Below are 22,721 nucleotides of genomic sequence, written 5' to 3'. Positions count from 1 at the left end.
ATCACAGCGCGCGGACGACGACCGGCGACGGCGGTGCCTTGGCCAGCATGTTGCGCAGCGGCAGCGTAAACGGCGGCGCCTCGATCTCGAACACATCGCCCTCCTGCGTCGTCACGCCTTCGCTGAACGACAACGTTGCCGTCCCAAAGAAATGGACGTGGACGTCGCCAGGCCGGCGAAACAGGTCGTATTTGAAATGATGCGCCTCGAGGTTGGCGATCGTGTGGGACATGTTCGCCTCGCCCGAGAGGAACGGCTTTTCCCAAAGCAACGCACCGTCGCGGTGGATGCGGCTCATGCCCTCGACATGGTCGGGAATTGGGCCGGTCAGCAATTCCGGACCGAGCGCCGCCTGACGCAGCTTGGAATGCGCGAGCCAGAGGTAATTGTGCCGCTCGGTCACGTGATCGCTGAACTCGTTGGCAAGACAGAGGCCAAGGCGGAACGGCGTACCGTCCGGGCCGATCAGATAGATGCCGGCGAGTTCGGGCTCCTCGCCGCCGTCCTGCGCGAACGCGGGGCTGGTAAGTGCGCCGCCGGGCCCGACGAGACCGGATCCGTCGCCCTTGTAGAACCATTCGGGCTGCTGGCCCGTCTCGCCCACCGCCGGCTTGCCGCCCGCGACTCCGTCGAGGAACATGCGCATCGAATCCGTCAGGGTTTCGGCTGCGGCCGCAGCGCGGTGCATCTTGTCGCGCCCTTCCGCCGAGCCGAGATGCGTCAGTCCGGTGCCGGTCATGATGAGATGTGCGGAATCGCCATGATCGATCGGCGACAGCAGGTGGCCGGCGGCAAGTTCGGCGGCGATGTCGACTGCCGCGCCGGTCCCGCACGCCCGAACCGCCGTCGCAAGATCGGTGCCCGCTGCGATCGCGCGCGTTGCGAGTTCACGAACGCTGTCCACGCCCGGGACGAGGCTTGCGCCCTTGTCGGTAGCGGCGATCACCGACCGCGTGCCGTCCGCTGCGCGATGCTGCAATAGGCGCAAACTGCTCACTTCTACTTCTCCTGCTAACGAGCGAAGGACATACCTGATTACTCGGACTGATTACAGCCGCTAGCGATGCCGATCGTGCTACTTTCGACCTTGCTCAACTACGCAACAGACACTAACCGGCCGGCTAATTGTCAGACCACGAAAATCGGAGAGTTTGGCCCTTTAGCGCGCCGCTTGTTCCGGCAACGCGTTGGTTGTCCGCGATCCCCACACCGCGTAGAACAACACGTAAAGTTCGCACGCCGCAGTCAGCAGGAACGAGTTCTGGAGACCGTAGGTATCGGCGAGCCAACCCTGGACGATGACCAGCGCCCCACCCGCGATCGCCATGATGAGCAGACCCGACCCTTCCTCGGTCAGCGGCCCAAGCCCCTTGATCCCGAGCGTGAAGATCGTCGGGAACATGATCGAGTGGAACAGCCCGACCGAGATCAGCGCCCACATCGCGACGTGCCCTGTGGTGAAGGTGGCGATAAGCATCACGACGCAGGCGCCGATGCTCGCAAATGCCAGCACGCGCTCGGCAGGGATCTTGCGCATCACGACGCTGCCGATCAGCCGGCCGACCATCATCCCGCCCCACAGGATGAACAGGTAATGCGATGCCTGCTCGTGCGTCAGGTTGCCGATGTTCGGCTGGCTGACGAAATTGATGAACAGGTTGGCGACACCAATTTCGGCTATCAGATAAATGAAGATTGCCGGGATGCCGAATACGAGGTTGCGATGTGACCAGAGCGACTGGCCCTTGCGATCCGCCTTCGCCGAACGCTGCGTCGCAGACCCCATCGCGGGCAGCGGGAAGCGCGCGATCACGATCGCCAGCACGACCAGCACGGCCGCGACGATCAGATAGGGCAGCATGACCGATTGCGCGTCGGCAATCCGCTCGGCCTGCGTCAGCACCGCGGTGGAGCCGGCGGCAGCAGTACCCGAGGTCGAACGACCCAGGATCAGATACCCACCGAACAGCGGCGCGAGTGTCGCACCCGCCGAATTGAATGCCTGCACGAGGTTCAGCCGCGACGACGCTGTCTCGGGCGGACCGACGACGGCGACGTAGGGATTCGCCGCAACCTGCAGCAGCGTGATGCCACTCGCGATCACGAACAGCGCGACCAGCGTCACGCCGTACGACGGCAGCCGCGCGGCGGGCACCATCATCAATGCGCCGACCGCCATCAGGCCGAGCCCGAACACCATTGCGCGCTGATACCCGACACGCTCGATCAGCTTGGCCGACGGGATCGAGGCGAAGAAATACGCGATGAACCAGACGCTCTCGATCAGTGTCGTCTGCGTATAGCTGAGGTCGAACACGCTGCGCAGGTGCGGCAGCAGCGTGTTGTTGATGACCGTGATGAAGCCCCACATGAAGAACAGGCTGGCGAGCAACGTGAGCGCGGATCGATAGCTCGGCGCGCCTCCCGCGGCATGCACCGCCCCGGCGTCAACGGGCTTTTGCGTCTGTATCGGCATCGCCATAGTCGTTTCATCCTCCGTGCCCTGTCGGTGACTGCAACAGTCTTTTCCCGCAAGGCTTGCCCAGAAATATATTGTCCGACTATATAGCCACACAAGGCGCGTCAACGGCGTCGGACGAATAAGGACGGGAACCGGAATGCGCGCAATCACAAAGTCGGGGATCATCGTGGCAACCTTGCTGGCAGCGCTTTCCGCGCACGCAGCCGACGCGGCAGAGGCGAAGCGCACGCCTGCCGGTACGCTCAAGGACGGTACCGCGATCGAGGCCGTGACGCTCAGCAACGCGCATGGCGTCTCCGCGCGCATCCTGTCGTACGGCGCGACGCTGCAATCGCTGATGGGCCCGGACCGCAACGGAAAGATCGCCGACGTCATGCTCGGCTATGACGATCTCGCCTCCTACGTCGACCATCCCAATTTCTTCGGCGTGACGGTCGGCCGTTTCGCCAATCGCATCGCCGGTGGCCGCTTCACGCTGGACGCCAAGGCGTACCAGTTACCGCTCAACGACAAGGTCAATTCGCTGCACGGCGGCGGCAAGGGCTTCGACAAGGTCGCCTGGAAGATCGTCTCGGCGACGAATGGCCCGACCGCGACGCTCGTGCTGGGCTACCGCAGCCCGGACGGTGATTCCGGCTATCCCGGCAACCTGGACGTCACCGTCACCTATACGCTCGACGAAGCCGGCAATCTCAGCATCGCGTATGACGCGAGGACCGACAAGCCGACGATCGTGAACATGACCAACCACGGCATCTTCGATCTCGGCGGCGAAGGCTCGGCGATGGGCGCGTATGGCCATCGGCTGACGATCCCCGCCAAGGCGATCACGCCGGTCGACGACAAGCTGATCCCCACCGGTACGCTGCAGCCCGTCGCCGGCACGGTGTTCGATTTCCGAAACGGCCGCATCGTCGGCGAGGGCATCCGCGACGGCCGCGACCAGCAGATCCGCTACGGCCATGGCTACGATCACAATTTCGCGCTCGATAAAGGCTTGACCGCCGAGCCCGAACTGGCTGCGCGGCTGGAGGATCCTGTCTCGGGCCGCGTGCTCGAAGTCCTAACGACCGAGCCCGGCGTGCAGTTTTATACCGGCAATTTCCTCGACGGCACGTTCATCGGCAAGAAGGGTCATCTGTACCGGATGGGCGACGGCATCGCGCTCGAACCGCAGAAATTCCCCGATGCGCCGAACAAGCCGAATTTCATCTCCGCGCGTGTCGATCCGGGCAAGCCGTATCATCACGCGATGATCTACCGCCTTTCCGTCGCCCGCTGATATTCGATCTCCAGAAAGCTCCTCATGACCGACATGCCTAAGCTCCGCTCGCGCGCGTGGTTCGACAACCCCGAAAACATCGACATGACCGCGCTCTATTTGGAGCGCTATCTGAACTTCGGGCTGTCCCTGGAGGAACTACGCTCTGGCAAGCCAATCATCGGCATCGCGCAGACCGGCAGCGACCTGTCGCCGTGCAATCGCCACCATCTCGTGCTCGCCGAACGTCTGCGCGAGGGCATCCGTGAAGCCGGCGGCATCGCGCTCGAATTCCCGGTTCACCCGATCCAGGAAACTGGCAAGCGCCCGACCGCCGGGCTCGACCGCAACCTCGCCTATCTGGCGCTGGTCGAGGTACTGTACGGCTATCCGCTCGACGGCGTCGTGCTGACGATCGGCTGCGACAAGACCACGCCGGCGTGCCTGATGGCCGCGGCGACCGTGAACATCCCGGCGATCGCGCTGTCGGTGGGGCCGATGCTCAACGGCTGGCACAAAGGCGAGCGGACTGGCTCCGGCACGATCGTGTGGAAGGCGCGTGAACTGCTCGCGACCGGCGCGATCGACGATGAGGGCTTCATCAAGCTTGTCGCCTCGTCCGCGCCGTCGACCGGTTACTGCAACACGATGGGCACCGCGACGACGATGAACAGCCTTGCCGAAGCGCTCGGCATGCAGCTGCCCGGCTCGGCTGCGATCCCCGCGCCGTACCGTGATCGCCAAGAGGTCGCGTATCGCACCGGCAAGCGGATCGTCGACATGGTTTCGGAAGATCTGAAGCCGTCGGACATCCTGACCAAGGAGGCGTTCCACAACGCGATCGTCGTCAATTCGGCGATCGGCGGCTCGACCAACGCGCCGATCCATCTCGCCGCGATCGCGCGCCACATCGGCGTCGACCTCCCGATCGACGACTGGCAGACGCACGGCCACAAGGTGCCGCTGATGGTCAATCTCCAGCCCGCCGGCGAATATCTCGGCGAAGATTATTACCATGCCGGCGGCGTGCCCGCGGTGGTTGCGGAGCTGATGAAGCAGGGGCTGATCCACGAGGACGCGATGACCGCGAACGGCAAGTCGATCGGCGACAATTGCCGGACCGCGACGATCGAGGACGAGCGCGTCATCCGCCCGTTCGCGACGCCGCTGCTCGAGGACGCTGGCTTCATCGTGTTGCGCGGCAATTTGTTCGACTCGGCGATCATGAAGACCAGCGTCATCAGCCCCGAGTTCCGCGCGCGCTATCTGTCCAACCCGGACGATCTCGAAGCGTTCGAGGGCCCCGCGGTCGTGTTCGACGGCCCCGAGGATTATCATGCGCGGATCGACGATCCCGCGGTTGGTATCACCACCGATACGTTGCTGTTCATGCGCGGCGCAGGGCCGATCGGCTATCCGGGTGCGGCGGAAGTCGTCAACATGCGGCCGCCTGCATACCTGATCCGCGAAGGCGTCCACGCCCTTCCCTGCATCGGCGACGGGCGGCAGTCGGGGACGTCGGGCTCGCCCTCGATCCTCAACGCCTCGCCGGAAGCCGCGGCAATGGGCGGGCTCGCGCTGATTCGGACCGGCGACCGTGTCCGCATCGATCTTGCCAAGGGCAGCGCCAACGTGCTGATCTCTGACGAGGAACTCGCCGAGCGCCGCCGTGCGCTGACCGAGGCGGGTGGCTATGCCTTCCCGCGCTCGCAGACGCCGTGGCAGGAGATCCAGCGCGCCACTGTCGGCCAGATGGAAACCGGCGCGATCCTCGAGGGTGCCGAGAAGTACCAGCGGATCGCGCAGACGATGGGCCTACCCCGCGACAATCACTGAGTCGTGACCGCGCGCCGCTCGATCAGGGCGGTGCGCAGGCATTGGCACACGATCTCGTCGCGCTGGTTGATCAGCCGGTGCGTGAAGGTGACGATGCCCGCGTTCGGGCGCGACTTGCTGGGTTTCAGCTCGGTAACTTCGGTCTCGCAGCGCATCGTGTCGCCGATGAAGACCGGCTTCGGGTGTACCAGCTTGTCGTAGCCGAGATTGGCGACGAGCGTGCCGAGCGTCGTCTCGCCGACCGACAGCCCAACCATCAGCGCGAAGGTGAAGGTGCCGTTGACGAGGATCCGGCCGAACTCGCTCGCCTTCGCCGCCTCGATATCGAGATGGAGCGGCTGCGGGTTGTGCGTCATCGTCGAGAACAGCAGGTTGTCCGTCTCGGTCACCGTGCGGCGGATCTCGTGCTCGATCCGGTCGCCGATACTCCAATCGTCGAAATAGCGGCCGGCCATTAGCTATCCTTCTCGATGCGAACGAGCATGGTGCCCTCGGTCACCTGCCCGCCCTCGATTGCGTTCAGGTCCGCGACGATGCCGTCGAACGGCGCGGTCAGGGAGTGCTCCATCTTCATCGCCTCGAGCGTGACCAGCTTCTGGCCCTTGACGACGGTATCGCCCGCCGCGACGTCGACCGCGATGATGCGGCCGGGCATGGGAGACAGGATCGCGCCGTCCGCTGCTCCGCCCGCAGCGACACCAGATGCACGCCAAGGCTTGAGCTGCCAGGTCTGGCCGGCTTCGGAGATCAGGACGTCTTCGAACGCCGACGTCGTTCCGGCCTGTCCGTCGAGTTCGACCTCGACCGGTTCGCCGTCGAGCAGGAACGTCGCGCTACGGCCCGGCGCCGCATTGAGACGGAAGCCCGAGATCGGATCGGTAGAGACGAGCGCGCCCGCGGCCTCGGCCAACGCCTCTTCCGTCGGGTGCGTCGGCGGCATGAGCGCGTCGCCTTCGCGCGCGATCAGACCGGTGTCGAGCGTGCCCGCCACGAAGTCGGGATGGTCGAGCGCCTCGACGAGGAACCCCGCGTTGGAGCGTACCGGCCAGACGACCGCGCCGTCGAGCGCATGCGCCAGGGCTTCACGCGCGGTCTCGCGGTCTTCGCCCCAGGCGATGACCTTGGCGATCATCGGGTCGTAGAAGGGCGAGATTTCAGCGCCCTGCTCTACCCCGGTATCGACGCGTGCGGTGGTGCCGAGATCGAAGCGTTCGAGCGTACCGATCGACGGCAGGAACCCCTTGGCGGGATCCTCGGCATACAGCCGTGCCTCCATCGCCCAGCCGTCGATTACCAGTTCGTCCTGGCGCTTGGGCAGCGACTCGCCCGACGCGACGCGGAGTTGCCATTCGACGAGGTCCTGGCCGGTGATCTCTTCGGTGACCGGATGCTCGACCTGGAGCCGCGTGTTCATTTCCATGAACCAGATGCGGTCGGCGCGGAGGCCTTCGCTGGCGTCGGCGATGAACTCGATCGTGCCGGCTCCGACGTAATCGACTGCCTTGGCAGCCTTGACCGCGGCGGCGCAGATGGCGTCGCGGGTGGCGGCGTCCATACCGGGTGCGGGCGCTTCCTCGATCACCTTCTGGTGGCGGCGCTGGAGCGAGCAGTCGCGTTCGAACAAATGGACGACGTTGCCGTGGCTGTCGCCGAAGACCTGCACCTCGATATGGCGCGGCGAGAGGATGTATTTCTCGATCAGCACGTCGGTGTTGCCGAACGACGAGGCCGCCTCGCGCTGGCACGAGACGAGCGCATCGGCGAACTCGGCGGCCGTATCAACGCGGCGCATGCCCTTGCCGCCGCCGCCGGCTACCGCCTTGATCAGGACGGGGTAGCCGATCGCGTCGGCCTCCGCCTTCAGACGTTCGGGGGACTGGTCCTCGCCGAGATAGCCGGGCGTGACGGGCACGCCAGCGGCGATCATGCGCTGTTTCGCGGCGTCCTTCAGGCCCATGGCACGGATGCTGTGGGGGTTGGGGCCGACCCAGATCAGGCCGGCGTCGAGCACGGCCTGGGCGAAGTCGGCATTCTCGGACAGGAAGCCGTAGCCGGGGTGGATCGCCTCGGCGCCGGTTTGCTTGGCGGCAGCGATGATGCGGTCGCCGACTAGGTAGCTTTCGCGTGCCGGGGATGCGCCGATATGGACGGCTTCGTCGGCCTGGCGGACGTGGAGCGCATTCGCGTCAGCGTCCGAATAAACCGCTATCGTGCGGATGCCGAGCGCCCTTGCGGTGCGGATGATGCGGCAGGCGATCTCGCCGCGATTGGCGATCAGGAGGGACTCGATCATCGATTCGCTCCGCGGAAGTGCACAAAGTGCAGACGCTCCAGCGATGTGCACATCGGGCTCGAAAGCCCCTCGACGGCAGCAAGATCGGCGGAGAGGATCGACTGTTTCATCATGGTCATCCCGGCATAAGCCGATGCGGGCGGTGTAGGACAGGCCATGTCAGTTCGCGCAGCCGGTGGTGCGCTTCGACCAGGTGAGGTTGGCGATCTTCCAGCGGCCGGCGTCGCGGACCATGTCGAAATGGTCGGTGCCGCAATGCGAGACCTTGCCGTCGATCGTGAAGACGTAGGGCGACCAGACCATCGCGATGTCGCCGTCGATGTCGACCGCGGGATCGGTGAGGCGTTCGGCGTAGCGTTCGGGGCCGGGCTTGATCGATGCGGCGAAGTCGGGCCAGCTGGTGCGGCGGACCGAGTGCGTGCCGTCTGGCTTTTCCTCGGCGACGGTGGCGCTGCCTTCGGGGCGGACCTGGGTAAGGATGGCCTGCCCGTCGCGCGCGGCGAGCGCGGCGAAGAGCGCGTCGATCGGGACCATGACGCCGGCCTCTTCGGTCATTGCCGCTGGCGGCAGGCCGGTGCCCTTGACGATCGGCTGGACCGGGGTGATCTGTCCGGCGGCGAGGAGAAGTGACAGCAGGATCATCGAGTTACATCCTGAACACGCCGAACGCGGGGCGTTCGGGGATGGGAGCGTTGAGCGTCGCGGCGAAGGCCAGGCCAAGCACGTCGCGGGTCTGGGCGGGATCGATGATGCCGTCGTCCCAGAGGCGCGCGGTGGCGTACCAGGGGTTGCCCTCGTCCTCGTATTTCTGCCGGACGGGTGCCTTGAAGGCTTCGGCCTGTTCGGGCGTCCAGCCGTCCGCGTCGCGGTGGACGGTGGCGAGGACGGATGCCGCCTGTTCGCCGCCCATCACGCTGATCCGGCTGTTGGGCCAGGTGAACAGGAAGCGCGGCGAATAGGCGCGGCCGCACATGCCGTAATTGCCCGCGCCGAAGCTGCCGCCGATCAATACCGTGATCTTCGGGACGGTCGCGGTGGCGACGGCGGTGACGAGCTTGGCGCCGTGCTTGGCAATGCCCTCCGCCTCGTACTTGCCGCCGACCATGAAGCCGGAGATGTTCTGGAGGAACAGCAGCGGGACCTTCCGCTGGCAGGCGAGTTCGATGAAGTGCGCGCCCTTCTGTGCGCTCTCGCTGAACAGCACGCCGTTGTTGGCCAGGATCGCGACCGGGATGCCCCAGATGTGCGCGAACCCGCAAACGAGCGAGGTGCCGTAGAGCGCCTTGAACTCGTGGAACTCGCTGCCGTCGACGAGGCGCGCAATGACTTCGTGGACGTCGTAGGGCGCGCGGACGTCGCTGGGGACGATGCCGTACAGTTCTTCGGGAGCGAATTTCGGCGGCTTGGGCTGCTGGAGGTTCACCGCGGTCTGCGCCTGCGGTTGCAGCGTCGAGACGATGTCGCGGACGATCGTCAGCGCGTGCTCGTCGTTCTCGGCGACGTGATCGACCACGCCCGATCGGCGACCGTGCGTATCGGCGCCGCCCAGTTCCTCGGCCGAGATGACTTCGCCGGTCGCGGCCTTGACCAGCGGCGGGCCGGCGAGAAAGATCGTCCCCTGCCCGCGAACGATGATCGTCTCGTCGGACATCGCGGGGACGTACGCGCCGCCCGCGGTGCAGCTGCCCATGACGCAGGCGATCTGCGGGATGCCGAGCGCGGACATGTTGGCCTGGTTGAAGAAGATGCGGCCGAAATGATCGCGGTCGGGGAAGACTTCGGCTTGGTGCGGCAGGTTCGCGCCGCCGCTGTCTACGAGGTAGATGCAGGGGAGCCGGTTCTCTTGCGCGATCTCCTGCGCGCGGAGGTGCTTCTTGACGGTGAGCGGGTAGTAGGTGCCGCCCTTCACCGTCGCGTCGTTGCAGACGATCATGCACTGGCGACCGGAGACGCGGCCGATACCGATGATCAGGCCGGCGCCGGGGACTTCATCGTCGTAGAGGCCGTTGGCGACGAGCTGGCCGATCTCGAGGAAGGGCGAGCCTGGGTCGAGCAGGCGCTCGACGCGGTCGCGCGGGAGGAGCTTGCCGCGCGACGTGTGGCGCTCGCGGGACTTGGCGTTGCCGCCTAGCGCGGTGCGGGCGACGTCCTCGCGGAGGGTTTCGGCGAGCGCGCGGTTGTGGGTCGCGTTCGCGCGGAAGGTCTCGCTGTCGGGGGACAGCGCGGAGGTCAGGACGGGGGCGGTCATGCCAATCCTCCCCGGCACGGGGAGGGGGACCGTTCGTCCGCTTGGACGAAGGGTGGAGGGGGGCTTCCGCCGGCGTTGCGCGCGGGGTGAGCCCCCTCCACCGCTACGCGGTCCCCCTCCCCGTGCCGGGGAGGATTTGCGGTGGCCGTCACTGCGCCACCTTGGGGGCGGCACCTATCAACTCGCGCCCGATCAGCATCCGCCGAATCTCGTTCGTCCCCGCGCCGATGTCGAGCAACTTCGCATCCCGCATGAACCGCTCGACCGGCCAGTCCTTGGTATATCCTGCCCCACCCAGCGCCTGGATCGATTCGAGCGACACCTTCACCGCGCTCTCGCTCGCCAGCAGAATCGCGCCCGCCGCGTCGAACCGGGTCGTCTTGCCCGCATCGCACGACTTCGCCACCGCATAGACGTACGCGCGCGCCGAACTCAGCGCGACGTACATGTCGGCGACCTTCGCCTGGATCAGCTGGAACTGGCCGATCGCCGTCCCGAACTGCTTCCGCTCACGCACATAGGGGATCACGACGTCGAGGCACGCCTGCATGATGCCGAGCTGGATCCCGGCCAGCACCGCGCGCTCATAGTCGAGGCCCGACATCAGCACGCCGACGCCGCCATTCTCGGGGCCCATCACGTTCTCGAACGGGACCTCGCAATCGGTGAAGACGAGCTCCGCCGTGGGCGAGCCACGCATACCCATCTTGTCGATCTTCTGGCCGATCGCGAAGCCCGGCATGTCCTTCTCGATCAGGAACGCGGTGATCCCGCGCGAACCCTCGCCGGTCTTCGCATAAACGACCAAAGTGTCGGCATAGGCCGCGTTGGTGATCCAGAACTTCGTGCCGTTGAGGACGTAGCCGGTGTCTGTCTTCACCGCTTTCAGCTTCATCGAGACGACGTCGGAGCCGGCGCCCGCCTCGGACATGGCGAGGCTGCCGACGTGCTCGCCGGACACTAGCTTGGGCAGATACTTCGCCTTCTGCTCGGGATTGCCCCAGCGGCGGATCTGGTTGACGCAAAGATTCGAATGCGCGCCGTAGCTGAGCCCGATCGAGGCGGACGCGCGCGAGACTTCCTCGACCGCGACGACGTGCTCGAGATAGCCAAGGCCGAGACCGCCAAACTCTTCCTCGACGGTGATGCCGTGGAGCCCGAGTTCGCCCATCGCCGGCCACAGCTCGCGCGGGAACCAGTCGTCGGCGTCGATCTTCGCGGCCAGCGGCGCGATCTTGTCGGTGGCGAAGCGGTGCGTGCTCTCGCGGATCATGTCCGCGGACTCGCCGAGCGCGAAATCGAAATCGGGTATCATGCAGCCTCTCCAGACCTTGTGTTGCTGGCATGATACTCGGTCGCTGCGTCCAAGAGAAATTGATACGACCGAACACATGCGATAGACACCGTCTATGGCTCCCCCCGCTATGATCAGACACGCATGATCGAACGTTATGTGTTGCGCTACTTTCTGGCGGTCGTCGACCAGGGCAATTTCACGCGTGCCGCCGCGCAGTGCCGGATCTCGCAACCGACGCTGTCGGTCGGCATCGCCAAGCTGGAGGCTTCGCTCGGACAGACGCTGTTCCTGCGGACCAACCGGCGGATCGAACTTACGCCCTCCGGCACGCGGTTCGCCGTGCATGCGCGTCGGATCGAAGCCGAGTTCGCCGCCGCCGAACGGGATTTGCAGGACACAGCGCCTACCAAGCTCGTCCGCCTCGGGATCGCAACGACGTTACCGCCGTCCTGGATCGCTGCCGCATTAAGCCGGGCGCGACGCGCCTCGACCACCGAACGCCTCGAAGTCGTCGAGGGACGGAGCAGCGAACTCGTCGCGCTGCTCGATCGCGGGCGGATCGACGTGATGCTCGGCGCGATCGGCGACGATGCGCGCGGTCGCGTACTGTTCGAGGAGGGATTCGCAGTCGCGGTGGCGAGCGACCACCGGCTGGCCGGACGCGCCACGCTCGCGGTCGCCGACGTCGCGGAGGAAACGATGATCGTCCGCCGCCACTGCGAAGCGCTGGCCGAAACGAGCCGCTTCTTTACCGCGCGCGGCGTGCGCCCGTTCATGGCCGCCCGCACCGTCAGCGACGACCGCGCGCTGACCTATGTCCGCGCAGGGCTGGGTATGACGGTCATGCCTCTGAGTTTCGCGAGCGAGGGCATCGCGATGATTCGGTTGACGGGCTTCGATCCGACGCGCCGCGTAGGCGTGTTGGTGGCGAACGATTCCGCCTCGCGGATCGAGGGAAGCGTCATGGTCGCGGCGATCGAGGAGACGTTCAGGGACCTACACGCGGCCGCAGCCGGTGCCGACGATCTCGACTGACGTTATATAATAAGCTGCCCCGGCGGACCGGTCATCAACGGAGGAATGGTGGAGCCGAGGGGGATCGAACCCCTGACCTTTCGCATGCCATGCGAACGCTCTCCCAGCTGAGCTACGGCCCCATTCCCGTTGGGAGGCGGGTCACTAACCGGACCCGCCCGGGTTGGCAAGCGGCGTAAATGCCGCCTGCCAAAAATATTCAAACTTAACGCTCGTGCTCGTCCTGCGGCGTCTCGACGCCGAGGTCGTCGTCGCCGCCCAGATCGACTTCGTCGTCCGCCGAGGGCTCTTCGTCCTCGCCGGTGATCGAGGCGATGTCCTCTTCCTCGTCACCCTCGAGATCCGCGTCGGGCTTCTTGGTGTCGGGCTTGGCGACCTCGAACGGCAGCGGCTGCTTCGACTTCAGGATGGGCTCGGGCTCCCAGGCATACCCGCATTCGATGCAGGTCACAGGGTCGGCTTTTTCGAGGTCGTAGAAACGCGTCGCGCATTTCGGGCACGAACGCTTCGTGCCCCATTCCGGCTTGATCATGCCGATAGAACCTTTCGGATGAATGGATTGCGGGGGGATACCCTCGCAAAGTGGGCGCGCCTTGCCATAGCGCAAGGCCACTGTCAAAAGCCCGGCCCCATGGCACACCCCCTCCCCACTTCGATGGACGTCGTCGCGCGCGGTCCTTTGACCGGTTCGATCGCAGTCCCCGGCGACAAGTCGATCAGCCACCGCGCGTTGATGTTCGCGAGCTTAGCTGTCGGCACCAGTCGGATCGAAGGGTTGCTGGAGGGCGAGGACGTGCTCGCCACCGCGGCTGCGATGCGCGCGATGGGGGCGACGATCAAGCGTGGTGAGGACGGAATCTGGACCGTGGACGGTGTTGGCGTGGGCGGGTTGCTCCAGCCCGAGACTGCGCTGGAGATGGGCAATTCTGGCACGTCGACGCGGCTGCTGATGGGCCTCGTGTCGAGCCATCCAATCACCTGCACCTTTACCGGCGACGCTTCGCTGTCGGGTAGGCCGATGGGGCGCGTGATCGAGCCACTGTCGCAGATGGGGGCGGACATCACGTCCTCGCCGGGCGGGCGCTTGCCGCTCATGGTGCGCGGGATGTGCCCCGCGGTGCCGATCGAATACACGCTGCCGGTCGCGTCGGCGCAGGTAAAGTCAGCGATTTTGCTGGCTGGGCTCAACACGCCGGGGATCACGCGGGTTATCGAGCCGGTCGCGACGCGCGATCATAGCGAGCGGATGCTGACGGGGTTTGGCGCTAAGCTGACCGTCGAGGAGACGAACCAGGGCCGCATCATCTCGATCACCGGCGAAGCGGACCTGAAGCCGCAGGATATCGTCGTGCCGGGCGATCCGTCGTCGTCGGCATTCTGGCTCGTCGCGGCGTCGATCGTGCCGGGGTCGGATATCGTCGTGCGCAATGTCGGGCTGAACCCGACGCGGATCGGGATCGTCACGGCTCTGCGCATGATGGGCGCGGATATTACCGAGCTCGACCCGCGCACCGTCGGTGGCGAGCCGGTCGCCGATCTGCGCGTCCGCCACGCGCCCCTGACCGCGATCGAAGTGCCTGCCGATCTCGCGCCGAGCATGATCGACGAATATCCCGTGCTGTTCGTCGCCGCGGCTTTCGCGACCGGTACGACGATCGCGCGTGGCGCGCATGAGTTGCGCGTCAAGGAATCGGACCGGATCACGACGATGCGGATCGCGCTCGAAGCGTGCGGCGTGGTGTGCGAAGAGTATGAGGACGGCATGGCGATCACCGGCTCGGGCGGCGCGGCGATTCGCGGTGGCGCTCGGGTGGCCTCGAAACTCGACCACCGCATCGCAATGAGCATGGTCGTGGCTGGACTTGGCGCCGTTCAGCCCGTCACGATCGATGATGTATCGCCGGTGGCGACGAGCTATCCCGTGTTCTTCCGGTCGCTCGACGCGCTTACCGGCCGGGGGAATTAAGATGATCATCGCAGTCGACGGTCCGGCAGCATCGGGCAAGGGCACGATCGCGCGCGCCTTGGCCAAGCATTACAAGCTGCCGTATCTCGATACCGGGCTGCTCTACCGTGCGGTCGCGTTGAGCGTGGCGCGGATGGGACTCGATCCGGAGACCGAGGCCGACGCGGTCGCGGCGTGCGATTTCAGCGATGCGCTGTTGAGCGATCCGGCGTTGCGCGACGACGAGATCGGCGCGCTCGCGTCGGTGGTGTCGGCGCATCCGCTGGTTCGGGCGGCATTGCTGCACCGGCAGAAGCGGTTTGCGGCGCAGGAGGGTGGCGCGATCCTCGATGGACGCGACATCGGTACCGTGATCGCGCCGGATGCTGATGCGAAGCTGTTCGTGAAGGCTACGCCGAATATCCGGGCGCAGCGGCGGCATGCGGAGTTGCAGGCTCGGGGTGGGACGGCGAGCAAGGATCGGGTTCTGGCGGATATCCGGGCTCGGGATGCTCGGGATAGTGGGCGGTCTACCGCGCCGCTGGTGATGGCGGCGGATGCTGCGTTGCTGGATACTAGTTTTTTGTCGATCGAGGCTTCGGTGCAGCGGGCTGTTGCGTTGGTTGAGGCGCAGCGGGCGAAGAAGGTTTCGGTTTAAGCCTTTCGCCTTCCAGAAAAGCTGTGCCACCCCGGCGGAGGCCGGGGCCCAGTTGGGGGACGTTGCTAACTGAGGGCAGCGCTAAGTTACTGCGACCTTTCCAACTGGGCCCCGGCCTTCGCCGGGGTGGTTGCCCTGTTGGGGTAAGCTAACGTGAACCAATACTGTTCTCCCGCGAAGGCGGGGACCCAGACTGGGCTCCCGCCTTCGCGGGAGAACAAGCAAGCGGGGGTTGCCGCCCGCCATAATCCCCCCGCCTACAACTCAGTTACCCCCCCCTGCCCTAAAGCGCAGTAACCAGCGCTACCGCCCCGAACACCACCCCCGGGAAGTTCGCCACGACGATCGGCCAGTCCCGCTTGCTCTTCAAAAACCCATACCCCACCCACAGCGCGCAATTCACCATCGTCGCGAACGGCTGGACCACCGATCCCTTCTGACCTGAAAGGTTCAGCATGATCTGGTCGATGTACGACAGGTACATCACGATCGCCGTCACGGTGGCGACCCAGCCCAGCACGAGAATGCCGCGTTCGTTCAAATCTTCGCTCCTGTTGTGAGCGGCCCCTAACGAAGCAGCGGCGAACTTGCTCCGAGACCCGGTTTCGGCTATACGGAGCCGTCCGGCGAGCGATGCTCGTGGAGGAAGGCGCGGAGACCCTCGAGTCTCACGCGCCGTTTTCGCATTCAGCGTCTACGTCCTCCGCGCCTCGTGCCGTCCGGATGCCGCGCCGGCGTTCGGTCGTCGCGGCAACGAAGGCCAAGACCAGCGGACCCAACCGCTTGGCCGGAAACAGACTAGGATTACTGAATTCTATGGCAACCCAGGTAATGCCGACCCGCGACGATTTCGCGGCGATGCTGAACGAAACGCTCGGCGACGCCGACAGCTTCGAGGGCCGCGTGGTGCATGGCACCGTGACCGGCATCGAGAACGACATGGCCGTCATCGACGTCGGTCTGAAGTCGGAAGGCCGCGTGCCGCTTCGCGAATTCGCAGCGCCGGGCCAGAAGGCTGACCTCAAGGTCGGCGACGAAGTCGAAGTCTATGTCGACCGCGTCGAGAACGTCCACGGCGAAGCGATGCTCAGCCGCGATCGCGCCCGTCGCGAAGCCGCATGGGACAAGCTGGAAACCGAATTCTCCAAGACGACCCGCGTCGAAGGCGTCATCTTCGGCCGCGTGAAGGGTGGCTTCACCGTCGACCTGAACGGCGCCGTCGCGTTCCTGCCCGGTTCGCAGGTCGATATCCGCCCCGTGCGCGATGTCACCCCGCTGATGGACATCCCCCAGCCGTTCCAGATCCTGAAGATGGACCGCAAGCGCGGCAACATCGTCGTATCGCGTCGTGCCGTTCTCGAAGAGACGCGCGCAGAGCAGCGTTCGGGCCTGATCCTCAGCCTGGCCGAGGGCCAGATCATCGACGGCGTCGTCAAGAACATCACCGATTACGGTGCGTTCGTTGATCTCGGCGGCATCGATGGCCTGCTGCACGTCACCGATCTCAGCTACAAGCGCGTCGGTCACCCGAGCGAAGTCCTGAACATCGGCGACACCGTCAAGGTGCAGATCATCCGCATCAACAAGGACACCCAGCGCATCAGCCTCGGCATGAAGCAGCTGGAGAGCGATCCCTGGGATGGCGCGATGGTCAAGTATCCGGTCGGCGCGAAGCTCACCGGCCGCGTCACGAACATCACCGAATATGGTGCGTTCGTCGAGCTGGAAGCGGGCATCGAAGGCCTCGTCCACGTGTCGGAAATGTCCTGGACCAAGAAGAACGTCCATCCGGGCAAGATCGTGTCGACCTCGCAGGAAGTCGACGTCATGGTCCTCGAAGTCGATTCCGAGAAGCGTCGCATCTCGCTCGGCCTCAAGCAGGCTCAGGCCAATCCTTGGGAGGCATTCGCTGCCGCTCATCCGATCGGTTCGACCGTCGAAGGCGAAGTCAAGAACGCGACCGAGTTCGGTCTATTCATCGGCCTCGACAACGACGTCGACGGCATGGTCCACATGTCCGACATCGCCTGGGGTGTTTCGGGCGAGGACGCGCTCAACCTGCATCGCAAGGGTGAGACCGTCGAGGCCGTCGTGCTCGACATCGACGCCGAGAAGGAGCGCATCTCGCTCGGCATGAAGCAGCTCGAGCGCGGCGGGCCATCGGCCGGCGGCATCGCAGCAGCAGGCGACAAGCTGAACAAGAACGCGATCGTTACCGTGACCGTTCTCGAAGTCCGCGATGCGGGCCTCGAAGTACAGCAGGGCGACGATGGCGCGACCGGCTTCATCAAGCGCACGGATCTGGGTCGCGATCGCGACGAGCAGCGTCCGGAGCGTTTCCAGGTCGGCCAGAAGTTCGACGCGATGGTCACCGGTTTCGATCGTTCGAAGAAGCCGACCTTCTCGATCAAGGCTATGCAGATCTCGGAAGAGAAGCAGGCTGTCGCTCAGTACGGTTCGTCGGACTCCGGCGCGACTCTGGGCAACATTCTGGGCGAGGCTCTCAAGGCCCGCACGGATGCCGAGAAGAAGTAAGTGTTAAGAAAAGCCTAACGGCTTATCGATGAAAACGCCCGGCATGTCTCGAACATGTCGGGCTTTTTGTTGTCAGATCCACTTTGGTTTTTGACTGTTCGGTAATAAGTGCTAATGCCTCGCAGGTTGACCTGTATCAATCTGTACGCGTTTTTTTAGATGGGCGGGGGCTCGAATGATCCGATCTGAACTGGTCCTTAAGATCGCCGAGGCGCATCCGGACCTACAGCCTAACGAAGTGGAGCTGATCGTCAGCACCTTCTTCGATGAGATATCCAAGCGACTGGCCGCCGACGGTCGGGTCGAACTGCGCGGTTTCGGTGCATTCTCCACGCGTGCGCGCGATGCCCGGACTGGCCGCAACCCGCGTACCGGCGAAGTCGTCGAGGTCGAGGCCAAGCGCGTGCCCTATTTCAAGCCGGGCAAGGAAATGCGCTCACGCCTGAACGTGTGAGCGGTACCACTGCGCGGAACCGTAGACAGTCGAAGAATATGCTGCCGGCCTGGCAAGATGGGTTGACGCTGCGCGCGACCTCGTCTTGTTGGGCGCGTGTGCGGACGTGGCGAAACCGGTAGACGCAGGAGACTTAAAATCTCCCTCCCTAGGAGTGCGGGTTCGAGTCCCGCCGTCCGCACCAATCCTGTCTATCTCACCGGACCTGCCTGACCGCTCATCGGTTGGCGCCGCCGGGTCGTCGGGAATCCAGCGTGGCGATGTTGAAGCCAGGGACGCCGATCGCCAGCGTTCCGGCCTTTACGCCTTCGACGGCCAGCATCCCGGCGCGACGACCTGCCGACCAGCGCTGTTCGATCGTGGGCCCTGAAAAGTCGAGCGCCTTGCCGGCGACTTCATCGGCCTGCTCGGTATAGGCGAGTCGGACCAGCGCCAGCGCGAAGTCCTGGCAGCCGGCGTGCGCGGCTTGCCACCGTTCGATCGTGCGGCGGGATTGCGCGGCGAAGATCAGGTCCTGCATGCGGCTCGTCGCCTCGCCCAACGTCGTCGGGCGTGGACCGTGGAGCGGCAACAGGTCGACCGCGATGCACAGCGTCGGTCGCTTTGGCGGATCGCTAAGGACCGGGTCGAGCGGCAGGTTTGCGGACAAGCCGCCGTCGACCAGCCAGCGGCCGTCGATCTCGACCGGCGGGAAGGCGACCGGCAGTGCGGCGCTGGCGCGGACGTGATCGGGTCCGATCTGCATCGCCGCGCTGTCGAATACGACATCGTCGCCGGTTTCGAGATCGACCGCAGTCGCGGTGTAGCGGCACGGGCCGGCATTGAGGCGCTCGAAGTCGACCAGCGTTTCCAGTGTCGTGCCAAGTTGATTGGTTTCGAAGATCGACGGCCGGCTGTCGGTCCACAGTGTCAAGGCGGAGAGCATGGGGCCGAAAATACCGGGGCGGCCGAGTGTTGCGGACCAGCCGACTGCGTTCGTACGGCGGCTGGTTTCGAGCGCACCTAGCCACGGAAACGCCGGGGCGCCGGACGGTGTGGGTCGCCAGAACGTTCGCAACGTCTCGATCCGGCGATCGGGTGCGGAACCAGCGATGAGGGCCCCGTTGATCGCGCCGATCGAGGCGCCGATGATCCAGTCGGGCTGGAGGCCGTGCGCGTGCAGCGCTTCGTAGGCGCCGGCTTCGAATGCGCCGAGCGCGTTGCCGCCGCTGAGGACGAGCGCGACGTCGAAGTCGCGCAAGGCCCCTGCCCGTTCGGCGTCCGGTGTCACCGGCTGGTATCCTTCGGCCAGCTTAGGGCAACCGAGATTCCGGCTCCGACGACACCGAGCACCAAGATGGCGGGGTGGAGTTTCTGTGCCTGCAATACATTGCTCGATTTCCGCGCATGGACGTCCTGGCTTCCGCGCAACGCGTCGACCCTCGGCGCATAGAGGTTATCGCGGCGCGCCGGGTCACCGGGATCTTCCGGCTTTTGCTGCGCGACGGTGCCGACCAGTTCCATGATCTTGTCGCTCAACCGTGGCGCGGCGCGCGAAAGGAGCGAGGACAGCAGCCCCCCGCCGCCTGCATACAGCGTGCGTCGCGGCGTTCCGCAGGCGAACAGCACCGCGTCGGCGACGACCGACGGTGCGTAGAGCGGCGGCGGCAGGCGGGGCGGCTGGTCCATGAAGTTGCGCGCATGCTCGGGGAATGGCGTATCGATCGCGCCGGGCTTGATCAGCGTGACCGAAATGCCCGCGCCCTCCTGCTCCAGTTCCATCCGCAGCGTGTCGGTCAGCGCCTGCACCGCATGCTTGGTCGCGCAATACGGCCCCTGCTCGACGATCGCGCGGTCGCTGAGGATCGAGCCGACGTTGATGATGGCGCCGCCGCCGCGGCCGCGCAGATGCCGCGCGGCGACCAGCGATCCGTGCAGTACGCCGAAGTAATTGACGTCGAATACCCGGCGGTGGTCGGCAACGGGAACCTGCTCGAGCGTGCCGTAGGTCCCGGTCCCGGCGTTGTTGACCCAGCTGTCGAACCCACCGAACGCTTCGATCGCGACGGCGGCGACACGCTCGACCGCGGCCATGTCGCTGACGTCGGCGACGCAGATCGCGATGCGTCCGCCATCGGCTGAGAGGCGATCGCGCAGCGCCTCAAGCGCCGCTTCGTTACGCGCGGTCGCGACGACGGCGACACCGCGGCGCACGGCTTCCTCGACTATGGCGAGACCATTGCCGCTGGTTGCGCCGGTGACGACGATGATCTGATCGCGGAGGGGTTTCAGGGTGATGGCCATGGCGATCAGCGCCCCAGTGGCGAGGTTGCGTAGCCGGCGAGCAAGGCCGCCACGTCGTCGTAGATCGCGATCGCGCCTGCCGCGTGCAGTTGCTCGTCGTTGAACTTGCCCGATCGGACGGCGACGGCGGCGATCCCGCATTTGGCCGCAGCCTCGATATCATAAGGCGTGTCGCCGACGACGATCACCTCGGCGGGGTCGATCCCCGGCAGCTTCTTGAGCGCGGTCGCGAAGATGTCGGGTGCGGGCTTGGTCTTCTCGACGTCGTCGCTGCTCGTCGTCGCGGCGATCAGGTCGCGGGCGTCGAGCAAGTCTATGTAATGGTCGAGTTCTGCCTCGGAGGCGGACGATGCCAGTACGACCTGCTGCCCGAGACCATGCGCGTGGGCCAGCAGGTCGTGCGCCTGCGCGAACGGCTTGGCGGTCTCCAGGTATTTTGCCTTGAAGATCGCGCCGTGCGTGTCGCCGAGCTTTTCCTGCTGATCCTCGTCCGCGTCTGGCAGCAGCGTCGGCACGAGCATGTCGGTCCCCTTGCCGATCTGGTCGTGGATCGCCTGGCGGTCGAACGACGCGCCGACGGTCGCGAACGCCTCCTCCCAGGCGAGGACGTGCATGTCGTTGGTGTCGACCAGCGTACCGTCGATATCGAAGAGAATGGCTTTGAGCTGCATGAGGTTATCCCGGGCCTGAAATCGTGCACCCGCCCGTCGGAACGCCGCAACGCCGTGCAAGGCGTGGCGGACGAACGGCGTCGGCAGACTGCGATAGCGTCCTAACGGTCCACACTCCGAATTGGCCCCGGCGTCCGCAAACTTGGTAAGGCAATCGCCGTTGCGCAGAGGAAGCCGCAGCATCAATGTCGCAACCGCAACGATGTCGCAGAGCGATCAGGCTCGACAAGTCCTTACGATCTATGGATTTTCATTGGAGTATCTCGATTTAGTTTAAGTTCATCGATATTGATCGCAATCAACATGAAATTTTAACTGCGGATATTGGCGTGACTCAGGAACGATGACGCCACTTTGATCGCTATACTCCCCAGGATATGTTCACGCTGACGGCGGCGACGCGGAAACGTCGCGACCGAGACTTCGTGGCGACAGTGCATGGTGTCGATGATGATCAGGCGGCGTTTGCGCCATTGCCGAGTCATGTCTGACGCGATGTCGTGTCGTGCGTGAGCACTAGGCTGCAATTCTATGACGGAGATCTTCTGATGCGCGCACTTGTTTGGCATGGAAAAGGCGATGTTCGGGTCGATACTGTTGCAGATCCCGAGATCAAGCATCCGCGCGATGCGATCATCAAGGTCACGGCCTGCGCGATCTGCGGGTCCGACCTTCATCTGCTCGACGGATACCAGTCGACGATGCAGGCGGGCGACATCCTCGGACACGAGAACATGGGCGTAGTCGTCGCGCTCGGCTCTGAAGTCACCAACCTGAAGATCGGCGACCGTGTCGTCGTGCCGTTCACGATCAGCTGCGGTGATTGTTTCTTCTGTCGCAAGGGGCTGTTCTCCGCGTGCGAGCGGACCAATCCGAACTCTGAGATGGCGATCAAGGCGATGGGCCATTCGCCCGCCGGCCTGTTTGGGTTCAGCCACATGCTGGGCGGTTATTGCGGTGGCCAGGCCGAGTATCTGCGCGTGCCGATGGCGGATATCGGCCCGATCAAGGTGCCCGACAGCGTCACCGACGAGCAGGCGCTGTTCCTCTCCGACATCTTCCCGACCGGCTACATGGCCGCCGAGAATGCGCAGATCGAGCCGGGCGACACCGTGGCGATCTGGGGCTGCGGTCCGGTCGGCCAGTTCGCGATCCGATCGGCGCTGATGCTCGGCGCGGGCCGCGTGATCGCGATCGACGAGGTGCCCGAGCGACTGGCGATGGCCGAGGCTGGCGGTGCGGAGACGATCAATTTCACCGAGGTCGACAGCGTCTATGACGAGCTCCAGTTCCGGACCAAGGGCCGGGGCCCCGATAGCTGCATCGACGCGGTCGGTGCAGAGGCTTCGGGGCATGGCGCAATGGATGCGGTGATCGACAAGGTGAAGGCGGCGACGTTCCTCGCCACCGACCGCGTGCACGTGCTGCGCGAGGCGATCATGAGCTGCCGGATGGGCGGCACGGTCTCGATCCCCGGCGTCTATGTCGGGATGGGCGACAAGATCCCGATCGGCGCGATGATGAACAAGGGGCTGACGATCAAGACCGGCCAGACGCACGTCCAGGCCTATACCAAGCCGCTGCTCGCACGGATCGAGGCGGGCGACATCGATCCGAGCTTCGTCGTGACGCACCCGGCCAGCCTCGAGGATGCGCCCGAAATGTACCAGAAGTTCCGCGACAAGCAGGACGGCGTCATCAAGGTCGTGCTGCGGCCGTAACC

Annotated in this window: 20 protein-coding genes and 2 tRNA genes; 9 read left to right on the top strand and 13 right to left on the bottom strand. The window is 65.1% G+C overall.

What is annotated here, in order from left to right:
• Position 1: 1 nt before the first annotated feature.
• Together araD1 and E5673_RS07050 are read right to left on the bottom strand one after the other, a co-directional pair.
• The gene (araD1, locus tag E5673_RS07055; protein WP_136189432.1) at positions 2 to 997 is read right to left on the bottom strand and encodes an AraD1 family protein; all 996 of its coding nucleotides are present in this window, start codon (positions 995 to 997) and stop codon (positions 2 to 4) included.
• Between the two features lie 162 nt (positions 998 to 1,159).
• Positions 1,160 to 2,476, bottom strand: coding sequence for a sugar MFS transporter (locus E5673_RS07050; protein ID WP_136191393.1), 1,317 nt, complete (start codon positions 2,474 to 2,476; stop codon positions 1,160 to 1,162).
• Between the two features lie 142 nt (positions 2,477 to 2,618).
• Between E5673_RS07050 and E5673_RS07045 the strand changes: the two genes are divergently transcribed.
• Together E5673_RS07045 and E5673_RS07040 are read left to right on the top strand one after the other, a co-directional pair.
• Positions 2,619 to 3,764, top strand: a complete 1,146-nt coding sequence (locus E5673_RS07045) for an aldose epimerase family protein (protein ID WP_136189431.1) — start codon at positions 2,619 to 2,621, stop codon at positions 3,762 to 3,764.
• A 24-nt stretch (positions 3,765 to 3,788) separates the two neighbouring features.
• On the top strand, positions 3,789 to 5,579 hold the full coding sequence (locus E5673_RS07040; protein ID WP_136189430.1) for an IlvD/Edd family dehydratase: 1,791 nt from the start codon (positions 3,789 to 3,791) through the stop codon (positions 5,577 to 5,579).
• On the opposite strand, the gene E5673_RS07035 is transcribed toward E5673_RS07040, so the two are convergent.
• The 5 genes from E5673_RS07035 to E5673_RS07015 form a co-directional block, all read right to left on the bottom strand.
• On the bottom strand, positions 5,573 to 6,034 hold the full coding sequence (locus tag E5673_RS07035) for a MaoC family dehydratase (protein WP_136189429.1): 462 nt from the start codon (positions 6,032 to 6,034) through the stop codon (positions 5,573 to 5,575). The two genes, E5673_RS07040 and E5673_RS07035, sit on opposite strands and share 7 nt — an antisense overlap.
• Positions 6,034 to 7,872 (bottom strand): acetyl/propionyl/methylcrotonyl-CoA carboxylase subunit alpha, encoded by a 1,839-nt coding sequence (locus E5673_RS07030; protein ID WP_136189428.1) that lies wholly within the window; start codon positions 7,870 to 7,872, stop codon positions 6,034 to 6,036. Before E5673_RS07030 ends, E5673_RS07035 begins: the two co-directional genes overlap by 1 nt.
• Positions 7,873 to 8,031: 159 nt before the next feature.
• Positions 8,032 to 8,514, bottom strand: coding sequence for a nuclear transport factor 2 family protein (locus E5673_RS07025; protein ID WP_136189427.1), 483 nt, complete (start codon positions 8,512 to 8,514; stop codon positions 8,032 to 8,034).
• A gap of 4 nt (positions 8,515 to 8,518) precedes the next feature.
• Complete coding sequence (locus E5673_RS07020; RefSeq protein WP_136189426.1) at positions 8,519 to 10,120, bottom strand: carboxyl transferase domain-containing protein; 1,602 nt, start codon at positions 10,118 to 10,120, stop codon at positions 8,519 to 8,521.
• A gap of 148 nt (positions 10,121 to 10,268) precedes the next feature.
• Positions 10,269 to 11,435 (bottom strand): isovaleryl-CoA dehydrogenase, encoded by a 1,167-nt coding sequence (locus E5673_RS07015; protein WP_107961668.1) that lies wholly within the window; start codon positions 11,433 to 11,435, stop codon positions 10,269 to 10,271.
• A 123-nt stretch (positions 11,436 to 11,558) separates the two neighbouring features.
• Between E5673_RS07015 and E5673_RS07010 the strand changes: the two genes are divergently transcribed.
• Entirely contained in the window at positions 11,559 to 12,452 is an 894-nt protein-coding gene (locus E5673_RS07010; protein WP_136189425.1) for a LysR family transcriptional regulator, read from the top strand.
• Between the two features lie 46 nt (positions 12,453 to 12,498).
• On the opposite strand, the gene E5673_RS07005 is transcribed toward E5673_RS07010, so the two are convergent.
• Positions 12,499 to 12,574: transfer RNA gene (locus E5673_RS07005), tRNA-Ala, on the bottom strand.
• Positions 12,575 to 12,657: 83 nt separating this feature from the next.
• A complete protein-coding gene (locus tag E5673_RS07000) occupies positions 12,658 to 12,984 on the bottom strand; it encodes a TIGR02300 family protein (RefSeq protein ID WP_031395784.1) in 327 nt (108 codons plus the stop codon).
• Between the two features lie 99 nt (positions 12,985 to 13,083).
• On the opposite strand from E5673_RS07000, the gene aroA reads away from it, so the two are divergent.
• The gene (gene aroA / locus E5673_RS06995) at positions 13,084 to 14,418 is read left to right on the top strand and encodes a 3-phosphoshikimate 1-carboxyvinyltransferase (protein ID WP_136189424.1); all 1,335 of its coding nucleotides are present in this window, start codon (positions 13,084 to 13,086) and stop codon (positions 14,416 to 14,418) included.
• 1 nt (position 14,419) lies between these two features.
• The gene (cmk, locus tag E5673_RS06990) at positions 14,420 to 15,055 is read left to right on the top strand and encodes a (d)CMP kinase (RefSeq protein WP_136189423.1); all 636 of its coding nucleotides are present in this window, start codon (positions 14,420 to 14,422) and stop codon (positions 15,053 to 15,055) included.
• A gap of 283 nt (positions 15,056 to 15,338) precedes the next feature.
• Here the strand turns inward: cmk and E5673_RS06985 are convergent, their stop codons facing one another.
• Entirely contained in the window at positions 15,339 to 15,596 is a 258-nt protein-coding gene (locus tag E5673_RS06985) for a SemiSWEET family transporter (protein WP_136189422.1), read from the bottom strand.
• A 275-nt stretch (positions 15,597 to 15,871) separates the two neighbouring features.
• On the opposite strand from E5673_RS06985, the gene rpsA reads away from it, so the two are divergent.
• The 3 genes from rpsA (at position 15,872) to E5673_RS06970 (ending at position 18,228) form a co-directional block, all read left to right on the top strand.
• Entirely contained in the window at positions 15,872 to 17,590 is a 1,719-nt protein-coding gene (gene rpsA, locus E5673_RS06980) for a 30S ribosomal protein S1 (protein ID WP_056060414.1), read from the top strand.
• A gap of 175 nt (positions 17,591 to 17,765) precedes the next feature.
• A complete protein-coding gene (locus E5673_RS06975; RefSeq protein ID WP_056060417.1) occupies positions 17,766 to 18,044 on the top strand; it encodes an integration host factor subunit beta in 279 nt (92 codons plus the stop codon).
• A gap of 100 nt (positions 18,045 to 18,144) precedes the next feature.
• Positions 18,145 to 18,228 (top strand) — tRNA-Leu (locus E5673_RS06970).
• 33 nt (positions 18,229 to 18,261) lie between these two features.
• Here E5673_RS06970 and E5673_RS06965 read toward each other — a convergent pair.
• From E5673_RS06965 to E5673_RS06955, 3 genes are read right to left on the bottom strand one after another with little or no spacing between them, the layout of a single operon-like run.
• Positions 18,262 to 19,314 (bottom strand): patatin-like phospholipase family protein, encoded by a 1,053-nt coding sequence (locus E5673_RS06965; RefSeq protein WP_136189421.1) that lies wholly within the window; start codon positions 19,312 to 19,314, stop codon positions 18,262 to 18,264.
• Positions 19,311 to 20,327: an SDR family oxidoreductase gene (locus E5673_RS06960; protein WP_168711581.1), complete on the bottom strand. Its 1,017-nt coding sequence runs from the start codon at positions 20,325 to 20,327 to the stop codon at positions 19,311 to 19,313. The genes E5673_RS06965 and E5673_RS06960 overlap by 4 nt, the downstream gene beginning before the upstream one ends.
• A 5-nt stretch (positions 20,328 to 20,332) precedes the next feature.
• Positions 20,333 to 20,998, bottom strand: coding sequence for an HAD family hydrolase (locus E5673_RS06955; RefSeq protein ID WP_168711580.1), 666 nt, complete (start codon positions 20,996 to 20,998; stop codon positions 20,333 to 20,335).
• A gap of 548 nt (positions 20,999 to 21,546) precedes the next feature.
• On the opposite strand from E5673_RS06955, the gene E5673_RS06950 reads away from it, so the two are divergent.
• Entirely contained in the window at positions 21,547 to 22,719 is a 1,173-nt protein-coding gene (locus E5673_RS06950) for a zinc-dependent alcohol dehydrogenase (protein WP_136189418.1), read from the top strand.
• The last annotated feature ends 2 nt before the right edge of the window (positions 22,720 to 22,721 follow it).

It is taken from the genome of Sphingomonas sp. PAMC26645 (genome assembly GCF_004795835.1).
GTDB lineage: Bacteria > Pseudomonadota > Alphaproteobacteria > Sphingomonadales > Sphingomonadaceae > Sphingomonas.
The sequence above is the reverse complement of the archived record's forward strand: the minus strand, read 5'-3'. Positions and strand labels throughout refer to the sequence as shown.